Origin of the sequence: Desulfosarcina sp. BuS5 (genome assembly GCF_028752835.1) — a bacterium.
In the GTDB taxonomy this organism is placed as follows: Bacteria; Desulfobacterota; Desulfobacteria; order Desulfobacterales; family BuS5; genus BuS5.
The window spans coordinates 526102-545517 of record NZ_CP087952.1; the positions used below are offsets into that span (position 1 = coordinate 526102).

Here is a 19416-nt window from a genome sequence, read left to right on the forward strand (position 1 = left end):
TGTGTTCAGCACCTAGTTTTTTTTCAGGGTCCTTTTTTTGGGTCTATTTTAAGTACAACAGGGTTAGGTACAACAGTAACCTTCCCTGGAATGTTCACCATTCCGGCTTTGGATAGGGTTGAGGTGAATTCCGTTGTTTTCCCTCTCCGGGATTAGCATGCCATCCATTTGAGAGTAAGAATTATGCGGCAAGCGTAGTGGAATGGGTAATAAGGCTATAGATTACAGCAGCTTTGGTGAACAATTTATAACACTGTTTATTATGGTGTTATAAAATAAACGTGATAAGGAAAGAGGTACATTATGACGGTCAAGATAGATAAACTGACTAAGGATATGGTCAGTATTGTTGGTAAAGAGCATGCGATTAGTGACTTGGCCAGCAGGATAGTGTTTGCCCAAGATCCACAAAACTTTGATTTGGAGGAACATAACATCCCGTATGTTGTAGTCCGGCCTTCTAAAACGGAAGAAGTTTCACAGATATTGAAATATGCTAATGAAAAAAAAATTAACGTGCATACACATGGTTCCGGCAGTTCCTTTGCCGGTCTGGCGCGGCCAAAGATAAATTGTATATTATTAGATACAAGACGGATGAATAAGATGGAGGTGTTTCCGGAAAGAGGTTTTTTTGAAGTCGGTCCCGGCGCTCATCTTGCCGAAGTAGAAAAGGAATTGGCAAAATATAACGCTATGCTTCCCATAAATTTAGGAAGTCAGCTAATAGCAAGTATTGGAGGGGCCGTCTCCGTAAACACGAGTGGTCACATGGTGGATGCCGCCATTGGCAAACCCGGCGATTTTGTATTGGGACTGGAAGTAGTATTACCTACAGGGGAGATCCTGCAAACAGGATCAGAATCGCCGCGAAGGCCTGCAGGGGTTGAGCTTACCAGGTTGTTTATTGGCTCAGAGGGGCTTTTGGATATAAAAACCAAGATCAGAATGAGATTAGTTCCTTTAGCCGCGTTTCAGAATATTGTGGTTTATTATGACCATGTTGATGGCATACTGGATACGGTTATGGAAATGTATAAACGATGCATTCCGGCTCCTGTCTTCTATGAATTTTTGGACGAAAAGTCGGCTAAAATAGGCTTCCAGGCAGTAGGTCTTCCCGAACCGGCCGGCCCTGTTTCAATGATACGTATCGCTAACGTGAGTAAGGCCGGAAGTGAAGAATTGTCAAAGGAGTTTTTAGAATTTCTGAAGTTTGGTAAGCCTACGGAAATCAAGTTGGTTACTGACAACGAAGAGTGGACAAAATTATGGACTGCGAGGGCTGAATTTGCTAATTACCTTTTTCGTGGGGGGCTGACATGGTGGAGTGAAATATCCACGAGGGCGGATAAGCTAAAGGAAGCCTTTCATGAAGTGGAGGCACTCGCGAAGGGCTTGCAGAGTTACGAAAACCCGGAATTTTATTCCTACGGTCATATTGGAGCACCAACTATTCATGCACGTGTTTTTTGGCCCAAAAAAGATATCCCTATCGAAGATCGGAAGGCAATAGGCCTGGAATGGAGGACAAAGACGGAAGAAATAAATATAAAATATTTTGGATGCGGTGGAGAGGTAGGACTCACAGCTAGCAGGGTGAATTCATTTATCAGGAAGAAATATGGTGAACAATATTATGAAATTCTGGTCAAGTTAAAGAACCTTTTCGATCCTGAGGGGATACTAAATAAGGGGAATTTGGAAGGATGGGCATAGTAGAAAAAAGAGAAAGGCTAGAAATAAAAAGCAAAAATGAACTACTTGAGGAACTCTCTAAGTGTAGACGATGTCGTTTCTGCCTTGATGCATGTGAAGTCTATCAACAATCAGAGAATAGCGAAGTTATGTCGGGATACGGCAGAGTACAATTGTTGAGGCTTCTTCTTGATAATACTGTTAAATTGGATGATGCGGTAGTATACCCCATTTATTCTTGTCTCCAATGCGGTCGTTGTACCATTGTATGTAAAAATAAGGGACAAAATCTTGAGGTTTCGGAATTAATAAGAATCGGAAGGTCTTTACTGGCTAACGAATTGGCAAGACAAAAGGGGAAATGATGTGGAAAAGATTAAGGTATTAATTTCACAGTTATTGTCGTCGTTGATAGATAACATTCAAAGGACAGGTGACCCTCTTGGTATAAAAAAGGTATATTGGGCAGATTGGGCAGAGGGTCTTAATCTTCCCAGAACAGGCGAGACGGTACTGCTTACTGGGAGAATGTACCAGATGCTGCCCTATATTACTAAGGCTGTAAGCCTGCTATCCCAGACCGAGAAATTTCTTTCCAAGAAAATTCTTGGTGATATTGTAAGGCGCGGGAGCAAATTGGCCGGGGAAAAGGCATTAACATGGGGAGCTCGAAAAGAGGAAGAGCTGTTAAGCAAGGGGGTAAGATCGCTCCGGGGCATTGTCAAAGCCTTATCAGCAATAGGCCTGCACCCGGCTTATTTATATGAGGATGAACCTTATAGCGGTGTTATGTTATATGACCTCGGTTTGGATGAGACCCTTGCAGAACATATAGATAAAGTATATCGACTGCTTAAAGAACATGGTGTAAAAGAAGTGATCTGTGTCGACCCCCATACTACTCTTATGTTGAAAAATGTTTATCCCCAATATATCAGTGGGTATGACCTTAGGGTAAGGCATTACCTGGAGGTTTTAGATGAACAAGTTACAGAGATAGAAAAAAACCGGAAAGGGAAGATTGAAGAGAAATTCGTCATGCACGATTCTTGTGTCATGGCAAGGGATTTGTCTATAATTGAACCTCAAAGAAGGTTGTTAAAAGCCATAGGAGTTCAGTTATTGGAACCTGAACATACTAAATTGGACACATTGTGCTGTGGAGGACCTATAGAATATGCCTTCCTTGATTTAGCAAGTAGGGTGTCCCGTAATCGGATAGAGAAGTTGGCTGAGATATCAACACATATAGCGTTAACATGTCCAATTTGTCTCCTTAATTTAGCTCGTTATGAGCAGGAACTGGGGATTAAGGTCTCTGATGTAGGTGAAATTTTGGATATGGCTTTTTAAGATAGATTTCCATCTAAATAATTTCACAGCAGTATGTCGGGCCAAAACCCTTTGATCGACATACTGCTCCTGCGCCTTCCCCAGGCTTTTTCCCTTTTTATCAGATTGCCCGAGAATAGCCCTTTTTTGCAGGGGGGCATCTTAAATATTAACTGTTCGAGTTTTGATTTTTGCGGCTTTTCTTTTCAGTAACTTCCCTGATGAAATATTTAATAATTATATTGTTCGTTTTAATTGCCGGATGTGCCCATCCCAAGATTATACGTCAGATGGAAATTACGGGCTATTGCGGGTGCGGCAAGTGCTGTGGATGGGAGAGGGGCAGTTGGAAATATTTAAAACTTAATTTCTGGAATCGATATATAAGCGCCGGAAGGAATAAGGGTAAGCCCTATTCAGGGCTTACCGCCGGCGGAACAAAACCCCACGAGCCGGCTCCGGGACTATTTTCCGTGAACAGCCTCACACATCCCTGGATGATCCCTTTTCGTATTATATTCTTTCCATGGCTTCTATTTCCCCGGGACGGCACCATTGCGGCAGACACCAGGTTTTATCCTTTTGGTACCAGGTTTTATATTCCGGGATACGGATATGGCCGGGTAGAAGATCGGGGTTCTGCAATTAAAGGGAGAAAACGCCTTGATCTCTATTTTAAATCACATCAACAGGCTCTGAACTGGGGCAGAAAGAGGATTGACGTGCGAAAGGAATAGTTTATATGGTAAAACAGGTGGACTGGGAAAAGCTGGTCCGAAGAATGGAACTGTTAATGAGGCTGAAGCATTTTCCAGTAGCCTTTAAAATGTTGAAAAAAAAGGAGGAACTTGAAAAAATTCCGTTTATGAGAAAACCGGGCAATAAAGTGACCCTGTGTCAGTTGGTCAGCCTCGTAAGAAGCTTTGACTGGACAGTGGGCGCTGATCCGGATGATTTTTTATATCCTTCATGTCCGGCCATGCTTGGTTTGACTGATATCCCGGATATATACAAGGACGGTACCTTCAGGAGTATGGTATGGCTTAAAACCAAAGAAGACGGTAGGAAATGTGAAGCATCCATACCGAGGCTGCCGCGTGGGAAATATGAAGCCGTTTCCATGGCACCACTTGTTTATAAGCACTTTGAACCTGATATTGTCCTTATTTACTGTAATCCGGCTCAAGTGATGCTTTTAATAAATTCTTTGCAGTTCGAAAATTATGAGGTCATGCAATTTTTTTGCGTAGGCGAATCCTCATGCTCCGATGTCATTGCAAGATGTTATTTGACAGGCAAGCCCTCCATGACAATTCCATGTTACGGGGAGCGGCGTTACGGGCATGCCCAGGATGATGAGCTGGTGATGGCTATTCCGGCCGGAATGATGGAAAAGGCCTTATTCGGCATGGAGAATCTCTATCGCCGGGGAATCCGCTATCCGATTAGTTTTGCAGGCGTTGAAAGTGATATTATGGCCATGTTGCCGCCCTCATATCAAAACCTGGAAGATTTAATGAAAAAACTGAGGGGCAATGACAACCGGCTTCTACTAGGCGTTACCGGCGGCATCGCCGGCGGAAAGACTACTGTTGCAAAAATGCTGGAGGAACTCGGCGCTCCGATAGTCGATTTTGATCTGATAGCAAGGCAAGTGGTTGAGCCCGGGAAACCTGCCTGGAAAAAGATAGTCGAATACTTCGGTAAACAGGTTCTACAGGATAATGAAACCCTGGATCGGAAGAAATTGTCGGATATTGTATTCGTAGATCTTGAAAAGAGAAAGAAGCTGGAGAGCTTTACCCATCCGGAGATTTATGACGAATTTATTGAACAGGTCAACCAAATAGCATCAGCTACCCCGGATCCGGTAATACAGGTTGTAGTTCCGCTTCTGATCGAGGTTAACCTTATGTATATCTTTGACAAGATCCTTGTTGTCCATATTCCCAAGGAAATGCAGATCGAACGTTTGGCGCAAAGAGACGGTATCAGCGCCGCAGAGGCGGCCAATATACTGAAATCTCAATTACCTATAGATGAAAAGGTTCGTTTTGCAGATTTCAAGATTAATAATGCAAATTCACTGGAAGAGACCGAAGCGCAGGTAAAGGAAATCTGGAACGCGCTAAAAGATATCCAACAAGAACAGGAGCGCACATGAAATATAGATTGTCAGATAATTACCTTATTTTAAAATTAGGCACAAGGCCAGATGGAGTAGGGGGGCAAAATCTTGAACCCCTACCCCGACGACCGATATCGCAGTAAAATTATTTATGTAACAATCTATATTGTCTGAAAATCGGCATCTTTCATATCCTTTCAAAAGTACTTCACACCTTAATTCTGCGAACTTATTTTCGCGCGAACCCTAAGGGCTCGCGCAAAAATAACTTTACATTTTAAGCGTCGATGCATCCTGCCTGACTGCGTTACGAAAGCGTAGGAATATCTTGATATTCCTACGCCTTGCGCGCCTTGCCAGCCAGGCGCCTCAACACTTAAAATTGCGAACTTATTTTCGCGCGAACCCTAAGCAAGATTTTTCCTGAATTATTTGGTATATTTTTTGCTTTAATCTTCGTTATGTTACTCCTGTAAACTGTATTTGATTCCTATATCTACCTCGAAAGGGCATAAATTGCGCTTTTTCAATGGCCCTGAACAACAATAGCTGCGTTGCTCAGGCTCGCAATAGCATATGCTGTTACGAGACTTCCCGATTTGCTCTTGATTCTCGTTGCTCACCGAAAAAAAAATGCAATTTATAACCATCCAAGGTATATTTTCAGATAATTACCTGATTTTAAAATTTGGCACAAGGCTATATGTATAACTCGATGTTCAAGTTTTTGATGACGAACTTGCCAAAAGCACTTAGCAAGGACAATATTTACGTGATAGAGAGGGTGTTGGCTCCAATCTACCTATGGTTCTTCCGCTCATATGTTTTCCCGATGGCATAAGTCGGAAAACTTTTTTGATAACTTGCCCCATTTCTTTAAGCTTTTCACCGGGATCTTGTTGTTGCAGCAAAAATTTGACACATTCCATCAAAACATCCATTTGAGCTCTTTTTTGTAGACTTCCCACGGTAAACACGGGAGTTTTGTTCTCTATGCAGGCCTTTTGCTCAGGGTGAAGGAGGAGGCAATGGTCTAGCAACAGACTCAAGATCAGGCCTCGGCTTGATCCTTCTTCGTCATATTGTTTGGCCTCTTGTCCCCATCCTTCATAAAGCTTCCAGTCTTCAAAAAAAACCTCTACAAGCCATCTCAAAGAATATGCTTGAATAATGTCAACTGTGCGCCAACTCACATCAGTGGCAGCTAAGTAACGGTATTCATCTTCCCCTTCATATTTAAGAGCTATCACAAAAAGCACATTGCCATCGTGTGCATCAACCTTAAGGCGGGCACTGCTCACTGTTGCATTGACTTTTTCACCGCCTCGCACACGAATGGTGCAATTTACACCTTTGTTAATCATGTTGAAATAATCCGTAATTGTCTTTTTTTTACCTTTGTACCGTATATTTTGATTTGACTTTAATTGGCTGATAACTTGCACTCCTCCCAAAATATTAGAGGCTCCATTCATAAATTCTTTTGAACCGTATAAAGCGTCAGCCAATACACATTTAACAGTAATTTTAGGATAATATTCTTTAAAATTTTCAAGTAAGAGCAGGGCTAATTGAATTTTTTTCGGGTACTCAGGGTTAAATGCTGGTTTGACAGGACGCTTATTCTTCGGGAGTCCCTTTTTTTTCAATCTCTCTTCTTCTTTTTTCCAGGCACTAACAACTGGATCAGGCATGTAAAACTTAAAACCAATAGGTACGGTTATAGAGTCTGTGACCAAAAGAAGCAAAACAACTGTTTGCCCATTAACATAACCTCCGCTTGCTTTGTGTTTTTGCTTATGAGCCTTGTATATTCGCTTTGTATTCTTAGAACGGGCACGATCAGACTCATCAAAAACAATTACACCATTTGTGATACCATATTTTTTCAAAATACGCCTGACGCTTCCAACAAGTAAATTGTCCCATGAAATCTTACCCTTACGAAACATCCAAGATAGAGCTGCTAATTTATAATTGCCCAGACTCGCCCGTTCAAATTTTGCCCAACATACAGCATTTACCATTAATATACCGGTAAGACAAAAGCTTAGCCATGCTTTCTGGGTAAATGTTAATCCCGCACTAGGTTGGTATTGCTCCAGGCTATTGTTGAGATCTTCAATGTACTGTTTGATAAATGGTGCAGATTCAGTTAATAGCATTATGAATGGGCTCTTTCAAAGTTGTTAATATTTTTAATGGTCGTGATTATACTATCAAACTTTAAATTTAGCTAATCATAAAAACTTGATCATCGAGTATAAGCACCGCAAATATTAAATATGCCGTTTATCAAAGATTATATAAATACATTTTTATCAAAAACTGTCCATCTCTTTAGGAAGTCCTCGAAGGACTATGATATCATTATGGGACAGCTTTTGATTAAAAAAAATATTATCTCGAAAGATCAGCTTGATAATGCTCTTAATGAACAGAAAGTTAAACTGGTTGAATTGGGCAAGGCTGTAAAACTCGGTGAAATAATTGTAGGACTTGGTTACGCGACTGAAGAAAATCTGATAGATATAATCAATGAGTATTACAACATATCGGTAACGTCCCTTTCGGACAATATTCAGCAGCTTATAAAAAAAAGACGCGGTTCTTTTATAGAAAAACTCCCGGCCCCGAGCATACCGATCTGGCTAAAGCTGTCGGTTGCTACAATGATAATAATTGTTATTACTGTTTTTGCTATAAGTTATGTGGTGCTTGGAAAGCAGAGAGAGATACTTTATCAGCAGACTTTAAAGATAGGCAAGGTAAGCCTCAATAATTATGCATATAATGCAAGAATCCCTCTGCTTGAAAATAATATCCTGCAACTTAATACTGTAATTAACGGTGCTTCCAATATAGAAGGGTTGATTTATGCGGCGATCCTTGACCATAATCGGGTAATAAAGGCGCATTCAAATTTCAACAAGATCGGCACTGATTTCAAAAAATTCGACAACGTGGAGGAGGTTACACAAGAAGATGGTATTGTTTATTTTACCAGCAAGCTTATATCCGGTAAGCGTGTAATGCATTTAAGCAAGCCGATTGTATTTAATGACAAAAGACTCGGAGCTGTCCATGTGGGCGTGTCGATTGACTTTATTGAGCATGAGATAATTAGTGAGAGAGTATCAATTATCATTATGACCATTATTGTGGTCTTGTTAAGTACTGTCATAGCTGTTTTTTTTGGATTCAGGTTTGCAGGACCCATAACTAAACTTGTTGTTGCCACCCAGGAGATCGGAAAAGGCAATTACAACTATAAAATTAAGATGAAACGGAATGATGAGCTCGGTAACCTTGCAATTGCTTTTAATAAAATGAGCGAGGATCTTTTAAGAAAATCCTTTATGCAGGAGTCTTTTGGTAAATATGTCGGCTTTGAAGTACTGAACATGATTATGGCAAATCCTGAAGATTCATGGCTTAAAGGACGTAAAAATGAAGCGACAATTCTTTTCCTGGATGTCAGAGGATTTACCTCCTATTCTGCCACGAAAGATCCGGAAGAGATAGTGGAAGAACTGAATGAATATTTTGAGATTGTAACGAATATCGTTATAGATTATGGTGGCTATATTGACAAGTTTATTGGAGATGCCGTTTTAGCTGTTTTTGGTGTGCCAATCCACAATAGAAGGCATATTGAAAGGGGAATCCAGGCTGCGGTCCTGATACAAAAGGAACTTATTAAAACTGGAAATGTCAAAGATAACAAGCTCCTAACTTCTGTGGGAATCGGTATCGATTCCGGGGTTGTGATTTCAGGAAATATCGGCACACAGGTTAAGATGGAATATACTGTCATAGGGGATTCTGTTAATATAGCTTCACGCCTAAATGGGCTTGCAAAATCAGGGGAAATTGTAATCAGCAGAAAGGTCTTGGAAAATGTCGAAAAACTGGTTGAAGTTGAAGCGCTGCCGCCCCAGGGAATAAAGGGCGTAGCCGGGAAGGTTGAGACGTTTAGGGTGCGTAGTATAGTTGACAGGCAACAGCAGCCTGATCTTATCTGATCAGGATATTTGATATGATTAAATTTTTTTTTAATTATACATATATTTCAATGATTTTTTTGTGTTACGGATGCGCCGTATTTCAGGAGGCGCCTGAAAATGCAAAAATATCATTATATGAAAAATACAGAACACAAGCCATGGAGCTTGAAAAAAAAGATGAATTCAGAATAGCGTTATATTACTGGAAAATTGCGGATATCCTGGCGGTAGATAACGGAAAGACTGATTTTTATATATCCAATTTAAAGGAAAGAATAGAAAGAGAGGCGGAGGAGCATTTCAGGAAAGGAATTGATTTCTATGCTAATAATATGCCTGACCAGGCGTTTGATGAATTTTTGATAACAGTCAGGTATGACCTTGACCATAAAGAGGCTCTACGGTACCTAATGTGTATCCAATCTGGGAAAAACTATGCGGAAATTCAGGGTAATAAAATAACTGAAGGATTGCCTGCATCAATGGGAAAAGTTAAGAAACAGCAAGAAGGCGTCTCTCCCGCTCTCCAGGAAAACGTTGATAATAAAAAAAAATATTTTATAGTTGAATCTGTCCCGGAAACAAAAAAAATAATTTATGATAGCAGGGTAACTGAACCCCAGGAAAACGAAGATGATAGGCTTATAAAGGTGAGAGCGAATCTGCTGAAAGCCAAAACCTGCTTTAATAATAAAGATTATGATAATACGATTCTTATAGCATCCAGGATACTGGAAGATGACCCTGGAAACAGGGAAGCTTTGACCCTTAGGAATGCCTCATATTTTAGCAAGGGGAACTCATTGCAATTGAAAAACAAATATACCGTGGCATTAAAGATGTTTCGTAATGTAGAACCGGGTTATAAGGACGTTAATACAAAAATATCCGCGCTGAAAAAAAAATTAATACAAAGGGCCGATTTTTACTACAAAAAGGGTGTTAGGCTATTTGTTGATGAAAAATTACAAGATGCAATTATCCAATGGGATAAAGCTTTAGAATTAAATCCTGAACACAGGGAAGCGCAAAAAAGTATTGAAAAAGCTCATAACATTCTTGAAAAGTTAAAGAAGGTTAAGTAAGCTATGAATGAAAATTCTGCGAATTTATTTTTGAGAGAGCCCTTATATATTTCCACATAAATAATTTCACTGCGTTATCGGTCAAAACCTTTGTAGTGGTACGATGCAACGTGCCCATACCTTCTGGTTTTCCCCTGTTCTTGTGCCAAATTTTAAAATCGGGTGATTATCTGAAAATTTATAGCTGAACCAGAGCCACCCACCCTTCATCGTCAATTTTTTGACTTTTTGAATATTGTTTAGTTTTATACCTTTTTGGTTGATAAAAAATGAATGTCATATCCTTATCTACTTTTGATTTGTCACTAGCAGCGCTCCTTTTAATTGTTCTTGCGTTCCTGTCGATTCAATTGAAACTCGGTATGACCCTGCAGATTATTGTGGCAGGAATACGCACAACAGTACAACTTCTGCTCGTTGGGCTGGTTTTAAAAGCCCTTTTTGCACATTCACATCCCTGGTTATTAATTCTAATCGCAAGTATCATGCTAATTGCTGCCAGCCTGGAGGTTATGGGCAGGCAAAAAAGAAAATTTGCCGGATGGTGGAGCATGGGCGTAGGAACCATCTCGATGTGCATATCTTCATTTACTATAACTCTGTTTGCGCTAACCATTATTATAGAGAATGATCCCTGGTATGAGCCGCAGTATGCAATCCCTCTGCTGGGTATGATTTTAGGTAATACCATGACCGGCATAGCTGTAGGGCTTGATCGTTTGACGCAGGCAGTTTGGGATCAGCAAATGGTAATCGAAGCGCGCCTTATGCTTGGACAGACTTGTACCAACGCCATCGGCAATATAAGAAGGGATAGTATCCGGGGCGGTTTGATTCCCATAATTAACGCAATGACAGTCGCGGGACTGGTTAGTCTCCCAGGCATGATGACCGGTCAGATTCTGGCCGGTAGTCCTCCCCTGGAAGCAGTTAAATATCAGATCCTGATCATGTTTCTTGTTGCAGGGGGCACCGGTCTGGGGACTATATCGGCAGTCTGGATGGGATCGCGCCGCCTGTTTGATGAACGTCAGAGGCTATGCCTGGACAGGCTAAAATAAATTTAAGGGCGCCTGTTATATAGATTTTCAGATAATTAATTTCACAAGGCCAGAGGGAGGAAGGCGTATTGTAATACTCCGACGACTGATAACGCAGTGAAATTATTTATGTGAACATCTATAGATTCTTGGATAATCTATAATGCCCCATCGAACTTGACACTTTCTTCCATGAATCTTACTTTAGTACTAAAATAAATTTGAAAAAAAGAAATTTTTGGAGAAAATATAAAAATGCCCGAAACGGATTATTATAAAATATTAGGTGTTAGCAAAAAAGATTCTGACGATGATATTAAAAAGGCTTACAGAAAGCTGGCAATGAAGTATCATCCTGATCATACTAAAGGGGATAAAAAAGCCGAAGAGAAATTTAAAGAGATCAGCGAAGCGTATGCAGTCTTAAGTGATAAAGAAAAACGCAGTCAATATGATGAATTCGGCACATCTGGTTTTCATCAGCGTTATTCACAGGAAGACATATTTAGGGGATTCGATTTTTCTAATATTTTTAATGAATTCGGCTTTGGCGGACGAAATGGCGGGGTTAGATTTTCATTCGGTGGCAATTCTCCCTTTGGTTCCTGTCCAAAACATCAGCGCCAAGCTCAAATTAAAGGATCTGATCTGGTTTATGAATTGCATTTAACGCTTCAGGAAGTTGCGGAAGGAACAAGAAAAACAGTTGCTATCCAGCACCAGGGGCGCTCTGAAAAAATATCGATAAAAGTACCCAAGGGCATGATCACCGGGAAAAAAATCCGGCTCGCGGGCAAAGGCGAACAGAGTCCGTATGGCGGACCTCCCGGAGATCTTTATATACAGTCAAATGTTATGAATGATCCTGTTTTTGATGTTGATGAATACGATCTTTATGTTAACCGGGACATTAAGTTAAGTGAAGCTCTGCTTGGCACGAGCATAGCTGTACCAACAATTGTTAATAAACAATTAAACATTAAAATCCCTCCGGGAACTGATCATAAAACAAAAATGCGCCTTAGAGGTCATGGCCTTCCCCATATGCAGGGTAATGGTAAAGGCGACCTTTATGTTCATTTGCACGTAAAAACTCCGAAACAACTCTCAGGAGAACAAAGAAAGTTGGTAAAAAAACTTGCGGAAGCAGGGTTGTAATATACTAAAAAACATGCCGGAATTAATTCCCGCCCTTAAACAGGATGAAATCCTTAAAATGGTGTCATCTGCTGCTCAAAGGATTTCGTTAGAATATTATGACAAAGAACCTGTATTGATAGGTGTTTTAAAAGGTTCATTTGTTTTTTTATCCGACCTTGTACGGCATCTCTCTATTCCTGTTAAAATTGATTTTATCGCTGTTTCCAGCTATGGCTCCAGCGTTTCATCATCCGAAGAAATCCGTTTAACGAAACATCATGATATCGAAATAAAAGACAGAGATATACTGATTGTTGAAGATATAATTGATACAGGTTTAACCATATCTTTCATAATTAATTATTTACAATCATTTCATCCTAAAAGTATTAAAATTTGCACATTAATAGATAAGCATGAACGCCGAAAAGTTAATATCAATATAGATTTTAAATGCCATGTCGTGAAAAATGGCTTTTTTGTTGGTTATGGCCTGGATTTTGCAGAAAAGTTCAGGGAATTACCTGATATTTATAAATTGAATTTTAACCAGCGGAGTATCTCATGATTATCACCTGTAAAGAATGCAATACCAGTTTCAATCTTGATGCAAATCTTATTAAGGAGGGTGGCTCTAAAGTAAGATGTTCTATATGTAAAGATATTTTTCTGGCATATCCTTCTGCGTCTGCCAGGATGCCGGATACGGATGAAAATTATTCTTCTGATTCTGAAACCGATAAAAATCATTCAGCAGATGACGAATCAAACGAGAATCTGCAATCATCTTACCATGAAGAACGATTCAATGAGACTGATGAAGGCACAGCAGTTTCCGACACGGGAATCGAGTCTGATCTCCAGAATGAAGATTTTCCAATGACTATTGAATCTTCAACGGCTGATGTTGCGGCTGGCTCTGAAATATTTGGGGAAGGGGAGACCGGCATTGCAACGGAACCCGAAGAAAAAGCCGAAGAGCTCTCTCTTGATCTCGACTTTAATATGGAAGAGCCTGATGAAATTCCTGGAGATATTGAGCTGGAACTTGACCTGGATATCGAAGATACTTTGACGGATGAACCGGATAAAGATGAAATAGATATGCCGGATGCTTTTGCAGAAGATGCCAAGGAGGAGGCAGAGATTGAATCAAACCTTGCCCTTGAATCTGAAGAGATGCCTGAAGAAATGAAAGAACCGGATGAACCGGTTTTAAATCTCGAGCTTGAATCTGGTGAAACGGCCCAGGGTAAAACTGCGAAGGAGCAGGACAAACTATCTTTAGACATGGATCTTGGCCTGGATGAAGAAAACAGGGAAGAGCCTGATGAAATTCCTGGAGATATTGAGCTGGAACTTGACCTGGATATCGAAGATACTTTGACGGATGAACCGGATAAAGATGAAATAGATATGCCGGATGCTTTTGCAGAAGATGCCAAGGAGGAGGCAGGGATTGAATCAAACCTTGCCCTTGAATCTGAAGAGATGCCTGAAGAAATGAAAGAACCGGATGAACCGGTTTTAAATCTCGAGCTTGAATCTGATGTAACGGCCCCGGGTAAAACAGAAGAAGTTTCGGATAATATTGAGCTTGACTTGGAGTTTCATGAAGAACAAGATGGTTATGATAGTAGCAAAGAAGAGATAGCAGATCACGATGAAATTGATTTGTCGGATATAGAAAATATGCTTGATCTGGAAAGTGGAATGGATCTTGACGAAGGGGACGATGAGGAGATAGAAGATATTGATCTGAAATTGGACATGAATGTTGAAGAAGAAAATTCTTCTGAAACCTGTACTGATGCAGATGAGGTTGATTCCCTCGATTTAGAAGATTTGGAGCAGATGCTTGGCGGTGCTGAGGAATCGGATGCAGCAGATGAAGGTGAAGAGGTCGAAATAGATCTCGGGATGGATTCCGATGTAGAAGATATAGCGGAAAATGGGGAGTCTATTGATGCCACCCTGTCTCTGAATCTGGAAGAGATCGAAAACATGCTTGATATGGATGATACGCCGAACCAGGACATGGAATCAGAAGAAGCAACCGGAGAAATAGATCTTGAACTATATGAATATGATGATGAAAAACAGAATGTTGAAGATCGAAAATCTGAAGAAAAATTTGATGTGACTATGGAAGTCGACGAGCCGGATGCTGGGACGGCCCTTGATGAAACACCATCAGGCGGTGGCGATAAGATGTCCGAAACCATAAAACTGGAATTTGATCTCGATGAAAGCGACAAAGCGGATTTATATAAAAAATATGCTCATGATGAAGAAGATTCTGCCGAACATGATAAAGCTGAAGCCGTTACAGCAGATACCAAATCCACGTCGGATCAGGCTGTTGAAGCTGAAGCAGCCGCTGGAACAGATGCTGCCCGGAAAAAAAGAGTCAACAAACCTGCTCTTGTATTATTGATTTTGGTTTTATTTTCAGGGGGTACTTATGGCGCTTATACCCTGATGGAGAGCAGGGGAATAAAAATACCTTATGCAAGCGATTTTTTCAAATCCGGAATTAATTCAACAGTAAAAAAAGTCGCTGATCTGCCTTATATAAGAGACATGTTTAAGGATGAAAAAAAAGATACTACCGGCGCACTGAAAATTACCCCTATTGAAAACACAATTACCGGTAAATATTTTAGTAACACCAAGGCTGGAGAGATTTTTGTAATAAAAGGCAAGGTCAGAAATGATTACGATCATCCACGAAGTTTTATCAGGGTAAAAGCAAACCTGTTCTCAAAAGGCGGGGTTCTTTCTAAAACCGGGATAGTCTACTGCGGGAATATGCTCTCTGATATTGATATTGAAAATCTTGATTTAAATACCATCGGGAAACGGCTGATGAACCGTAATGGCGACCGCAAATCGAATGTTAATTTAAAGCAAGGCGCAACGATTCCTTTTATGGTAGTTTTTTCCGACTTGCCTGAGAACATGAATATGTTTAATGTTGAAGCCGAAGGATCTGTTCCATAAACGTTAATGTTTACTGAAATAAATTTTTAACTTGACGAAAAGCACTTAAACTGCTAGGTAGCGTCATAAATTTTAAAATATTCTAAAGGCGATGTAGCTCAGATGGTCAGAGCATGCGGCTCATATCCGCAGTGTCCGGGGTTCAATTCCCTGCATCGCCACTTTTTTTAAATATATTTGAGCCCTTCTGATCTAAAAAGAGGGGCTTTTTTTTTAATATTAGTGAAAATATAATGATAACCGGTTTTGAAAAGATAGTTGAAGAGCGTATACGGAAAGCCCAAAAAAAAGGGCTGTTTAAAAACCTTCCCGGCTCCGGAAAGCCTATTTCAGAATCGAAAAAGGAACCTTCCATTCCCAATGATCTCCATCTAGCCTACAAAATATTAAAAAACGCTGACTGCCTACCACCGGAAATAGAATTAAAAAAGAAGATTCAACAAACCGAAGACCTGCTGGCCGGTATTGAAGATGCGGCTGAAAAATACCGTACTTTAAAAAAATTGAATTATCTTATAATGAAACTCAATGTAACATTTAACAGATCTGTTACAACTGAAGTGCCGCAGCAGTATGCAACCGGTATTATGGAACGGTTTGGAGACTGACTGTCGTGTTTTCTATGCAAGGTAAAATATAATGATGTCTAAAAAAAAATATAAAGAAACAAACATTTTTAAAAGCGTTTTAATGGCATATTTTATTCTAATTCTTCATGTTTTTCTGATAGCCATTTTAGGCTTTTTGGTGATTTTTTTCGCCGGTATCGTTAACTACATGATGTGGATTTTTCTTGGCGCTTCAGCCATTATTCTATCTTCAGGCTATTATTTTTACAAGCGAATGAAAGAACAGGGAAAAACTTTTAGCGAGATGGTCAACTCCCCTCTTTTTAGCGGCAGAGCTATAGAGATAAGTCTTCTCGGAGGATTTGCATCACTAAAGCTGGGTAAACCTTATGATATACCGAGGATAGGCAACAGCTATGATCAAGTCGATCGACTGGAAGACCACTCTGACATTTTTATAAACGAACTTTGCGATCTTGCGCAACTATTGGAAAACAACCTGATTACGCTGGAAGAGTATAATATTGCAAAACAACGATTTTTTAAATAGCGCCTGTCCATAGAATGCCTTTTTTATGTTCCGCTATAGATTTTCACATAAATAATCAATCCGTTTTATACCCATCATTTTTTTATGAAAAAGCTTAATATCGCTCTGCTCTCCGGAGGAGTATCTTCAGAACGTGAAATATCAATTAAAAGCGGTGACCAGGTCTATGCGGCTTTTAACAGGGAAAAATACAGAGTCACAAAATATGACCCTAAAACCGATCTTAACCGGCTCGTAGCGGATGCGCCGGGAATAGACGCGGCTTTTATAGCGATGCACGGCTCTATGGGTGAAGACGGGACTATTCAGGGGTTGCTGGATCTTCTCGATATTCCTTATCAGTGCTCAGGCGTCCTTGGAAGCGCTATGGCCATGAATAAGCTTGTTGCAAAACAACGTTATGAAAGTTCCGGCATACCTGTGCCGCCCTATATTGTCATTGACAGCAGCGTTGCAATCGATCCTGATGACTGTGCAGCACGGCTGGGGTTGCCTATTATAGTTAAACCTGTTGCCGGCGGTTCAAGTTTAGGAATGAGCAAGGTTCATAAAAAGAACTCCCTGCAAAACGCAGTTGACAGTGCCCTTGAGCATGATGACATGGTTCTGCTGGAATCTAATATCGAGGGAATTGAGCTGACAGTCGGCATTATCGGCAGCACAACTCTTGATGCGCTGCCTGTTATAGAAATAATTCCTGACAAGCAGTTTGATTTTTTTGATCATACGGCAAAATATTTAAAAGGTGCTACCCGTGAGATATGTCCTGCACGAATAGATGCTGCTTTGGCTGAAAAGGCTCAATCATATGCAAAAGCAGCACACAATGCGCTTTTTTGCAGCGGATATAGCAGAACAGATATGATCTTGCGGGAAAAAGATATTTATCTTCTTGAGACCAACACTATCCCCGGTATGACTTCCACAAGCCTTTTTCCGCTTGCTGCTGGAAAAGCGGGATTATCTTTTGACAAATTACTCGATCTGCTCATTGAACTGGGTATAGAGGATCATAAAAAAAAGCAACGAAGAGATAAGGAGATTATATGAAAATTCTTGTAATAGGCAGCGGAGGTAGAGAACATGCGCTTGTATGGAAAATAGCACAAAGCCCGAAAGTAAAAAAAATATTCTGTGCTCCCGGTAATGCCGGAATTGCTGATATGGCTGCTCTTGTCCCTATTGGAGCCGAAGATATAAATAAAATCGCTGCATTTGCAAAAAAAGAAAAAATTGATTTAACTATAGTAGGCCCTGAAGCTCCATTGTCTTCAGGAATTGTAGATCGTTTTGAAGCAGAGGGGTTAAAAATTTTCGGCCCCACCAAAATGGCAGCAAGACTGGAATCGAGCAAATCTTTTGCAAAGTCGTTGATGGAGAAATATAAAATACCCACAGCAGCAGGCCAAACTTTTACCAGTTTTCAAAAAGCTGAGGCATACATACAAAAAGCAGGGGCGCCCTTAGTAGTCAAGGCGGATGGTTTAGCTGCCGGCAAGGGGGTTATCTTATGCGGCACAATCAATGAGGCTGTTAAGGCTTTAAACCTGATAATGAAGGAACACGCCTTTGGCGCCGCAGGCAAAAAGGTTGTAATAGAAGAGTATCTTACGGGTGAAGAGGCATCCTTTATTGCTTTTTCAGACGGTAAAAATCTGCTTGCTTTGCCATCATCCCAAGATCATAAAACAGTCTTTGATAATGACAAAGGTCCCAATACAGGCGGCATGGGCGCTTACTCTCCTGCCCCGATTATAGACAGATATCTCCACCGAAAAATTATGGACGAGATCATGAAGCCCATTGTCCGTGCAATGGCTTTAGATGGTAATCCATACAAAGGCTTTTTATATGCCGGTCTAATGATCGACAGGGATCAGATTAAAGTTCTGGAGTTTAATGTGCGTCTAGGTGATCCTGAAGCACAGCCACTGTTAATGCGCATAAAATCCGATATTGTGCCGATCATGGAGGCTGTTATAGACGGCAGGCTCGACACATGCAGTATGGAGATCGATCCCAGAACTTCAGTTTGCGTAATTATGGCGTCAGGCGGGTATCCGGGTTCCTATAAAAAAGGTTTAAATATCACCGGGATCGATAAAGCCCAACGTATGAGAGACCTCTTTGTTTTCCATTCCGGAACGGAAATTAAAGAAAAAAAAGTTATTGCAACAGGTGGGCGCGTGCTCGGAGTCACAGCTTTAGGCGACACTGTAAAAAAAGCTATCTCCAAATCCTATATGGGTGTTTCAAAGATAAAATGGAATAAAGTGCACTATCGCAAGGATATAGGGCAAAAGGCCTTAAAGATGCTCCTCAAAACTCCGGTCGCCGGCATAGTAATGGGGAGTGATTCGGATCTGGGGGTTATGGAGGAGGCTGTCGCTGTTTTAAAGAAATTCGGCATACCATTTGAAATAACCGTTGCTTCAGCCCACAGGAGTCCGGCCAGGGCCTCGGATTATGCCTCATCCGCAAGCAGCCGGGGAATAAAGGTTATTATTGCAGGGGCAGGCCACGCAGCGCATCTTGCCGGAATTATGGCTGCAAACACCAGTCTTCCCATTATCGGCGTTCCCATAGATTCTTCCTGTCTTCAGGGCTTTGATGCTCTTCTTTCTACAGCCCAGATGCCTCCTGATGTTCCAGTTGCAACTATGGCCATAGGGAAACCGGGCGCGCGCAATGCCGGCATTTTTGCAGCACAGATACTTGCGGTTTCAGAGCCGGAGATAGCTGACCGGCTGGATAAATTTAAAAAGGAGATGTCTGCTCAAGTAGATAAAAAAGCAAAAAATCTTGAATTTTATTAATAAAAACAAAAATCTTAAATCCGACGCCGGTATCGAACAAAAGGGGAG

Annotated in this window: 16 protein-coding genes and 1 tRNA gene; 16 read left to right on the forward strand and 1 reads right to left on the reverse strand. The window is 40.7% G+C overall.

Features of this window, described 5'->3' with window-relative positions:
- Positions 1 to 303: 303 nt before the first annotated feature.
- The 5 genes from BuS5_RS02535 to coaE all read left to right on the forward strand — a co-directional run bounded on the left by BuS5_RS02535 (position 304) and on the right by coaE (position 5194).
- A complete protein-coding gene (locus BuS5_RS02535; RefSeq protein ID WP_027353231.1) occupies positions 304 to 1719 on the forward strand; it encodes an FAD-binding oxidoreductase in 1416 nt (471 codons plus the stop codon).
- On the forward strand, positions 1710 to 2063 hold the full coding sequence (locus BuS5_RS02540; RefSeq protein ID WP_051374616.1) for a (Fe-S)-binding protein: 354 nt from the start codon (positions 1710 to 1712) through the stop codon (positions 2061 to 2063). The genes BuS5_RS02535 and BuS5_RS02540 overlap by 10 nt, the downstream gene beginning before the upstream one ends.
- Position 2064: 1 nt before the next feature.
- Complete coding sequence (locus BuS5_RS02545) at positions 2065 to 3051, forward strand: (Fe-S)-binding protein (protein WP_051374617.1); 987 nt, start codon at positions 2065 to 2067, stop codon at positions 3049 to 3051.
- Between the two features lie 200 nt (positions 3052 to 3251).
- Positions 3252 to 3767, forward strand: coding sequence for a 3D domain-containing protein (locus BuS5_RS02550; protein ID WP_035264565.1), 516 nt, complete (start codon positions 3252 to 3254; stop codon positions 3765 to 3767).
- Positions 3768 to 3772: 5 nt separating this feature from the next.
- Positions 3773 to 5194: a dephospho-CoA kinase gene (gene coaE, locus BuS5_RS02555; RefSeq protein WP_027353233.1), complete on the forward strand. Its 1422-nt coding sequence runs from the start codon at positions 3773 to 3775 to the stop codon at positions 5192 to 5194.
- A 716-nt stretch (positions 5195 to 5910) separates the two neighbouring features.
- On the opposite strand, the gene BuS5_RS02560 is transcribed toward coaE, so the two are convergent.
- Positions 5911 to 7323 (reverse strand): transposase, encoded by a 1413-nt coding sequence (locus BuS5_RS02560; protein WP_274427660.1) that lies wholly within the window; start codon positions 7321 to 7323, stop codon positions 5911 to 5913.
- A gap of 207 nt (positions 7324 to 7530) precedes the next feature.
- Between BuS5_RS02560 and BuS5_RS02565 the strand changes: the two genes are divergently transcribed.
- From BuS5_RS02565 to purD, 11 genes are all read left to right on the forward strand, one after another.
- Positions 7531 to 9183, forward strand: coding sequence for an adenylate/guanylate cyclase domain-containing protein (locus tag BuS5_RS02565; protein ID WP_198012356.1), 1653 nt, complete (start codon positions 7531 to 7533; stop codon positions 9181 to 9183).
- A gap of 14 nt (positions 9184 to 9197) precedes the next feature.
- Entirely contained in the window at positions 9198 to 10250 is a 1053-nt protein-coding gene (locus tag BuS5_RS02570; RefSeq protein ID WP_027355279.1) for a hypothetical protein, read from the forward strand.
- Positions 10251 to 10519: 269 nt separating this feature from the next.
- A complete protein-coding gene (locus BuS5_RS02575; protein ID WP_027355280.1) occupies positions 10520 to 11311 on the forward strand; it encodes an ABC transporter permease in 792 nt (263 codons plus the stop codon).
- Positions 11312 to 11545: 234 nt separating this feature from the next.
- Positions 11546 to 12448, forward strand: coding sequence for a DnaJ C-terminal domain-containing protein (locus BuS5_RS02580; RefSeq protein ID WP_027355281.1), 903 nt, complete (start codon positions 11546 to 11548; stop codon positions 12446 to 12448).
- A 13-nt stretch (positions 12449 to 12461) separates the two neighbouring features.
- On the forward strand, positions 12462 to 12998 hold the full coding sequence (gene hpt, locus BuS5_RS02585) for a hypoxanthine phosphoribosyltransferase (RefSeq protein WP_035266984.1): 537 nt from the start codon (positions 12462 to 12464) through the stop codon (positions 12996 to 12998).
- Positions 12995 to 15433 (forward strand): zinc-ribbon domain-containing protein, encoded by a 2439-nt coding sequence (locus BuS5_RS02590; protein ID WP_027355283.1) that lies wholly within the window; start codon positions 12995 to 12997, stop codon positions 15431 to 15433. Before hpt ends, BuS5_RS02590 begins: the two co-directional genes overlap by 4 nt.
- Before the next feature lie 87 nt (positions 15434 to 15520).
- Positions 15521 to 15594, forward strand: a tRNA-Met gene (locus BuS5_RS02595).
- A gap of 72 nt (positions 15595 to 15666) precedes the next feature.
- Positions 15667 to 16041 carry a J-domain-containing protein gene (locus BuS5_RS02600; protein WP_027355284.1) on the forward strand — a complete coding sequence of 125 codons (375 nt, stop codon included), beginning with the start codon at positions 15667 to 15669 and terminating at the stop codon, positions 16039 to 16041.
- Positions 16042 to 16072: 31 nt separating this feature from the next.
- On the forward strand, positions 16073 to 16552 hold the full coding sequence (locus BuS5_RS02605; RefSeq protein WP_027355285.1) for a hypothetical protein: 480 nt from the start codon (positions 16073 to 16075) through the stop codon (positions 16550 to 16552).
- An 84-nt stretch (positions 16553 to 16636) separates the two neighbouring features.
- On the forward strand, positions 16637 to 17602 hold the full coding sequence (locus BuS5_RS02610) for a D-alanine--D-alanine ligase family protein (protein WP_027355286.1): 966 nt from the start codon (positions 16637 to 16639) through the stop codon (positions 17600 to 17602).
- Positions 17599 to 19368, forward strand: coding sequence for a phosphoribosylamine--glycine ligase (gene purD, locus BuS5_RS02615; RefSeq protein WP_027355287.1), 1770 nt, complete (start codon positions 17599 to 17601; stop codon positions 19366 to 19368). The genes BuS5_RS02610 and purD overlap by 4 nt, the downstream gene beginning before the upstream one ends.
- The last annotated feature ends 48 nt before the right edge of the window (positions 19369 to 19416 follow it).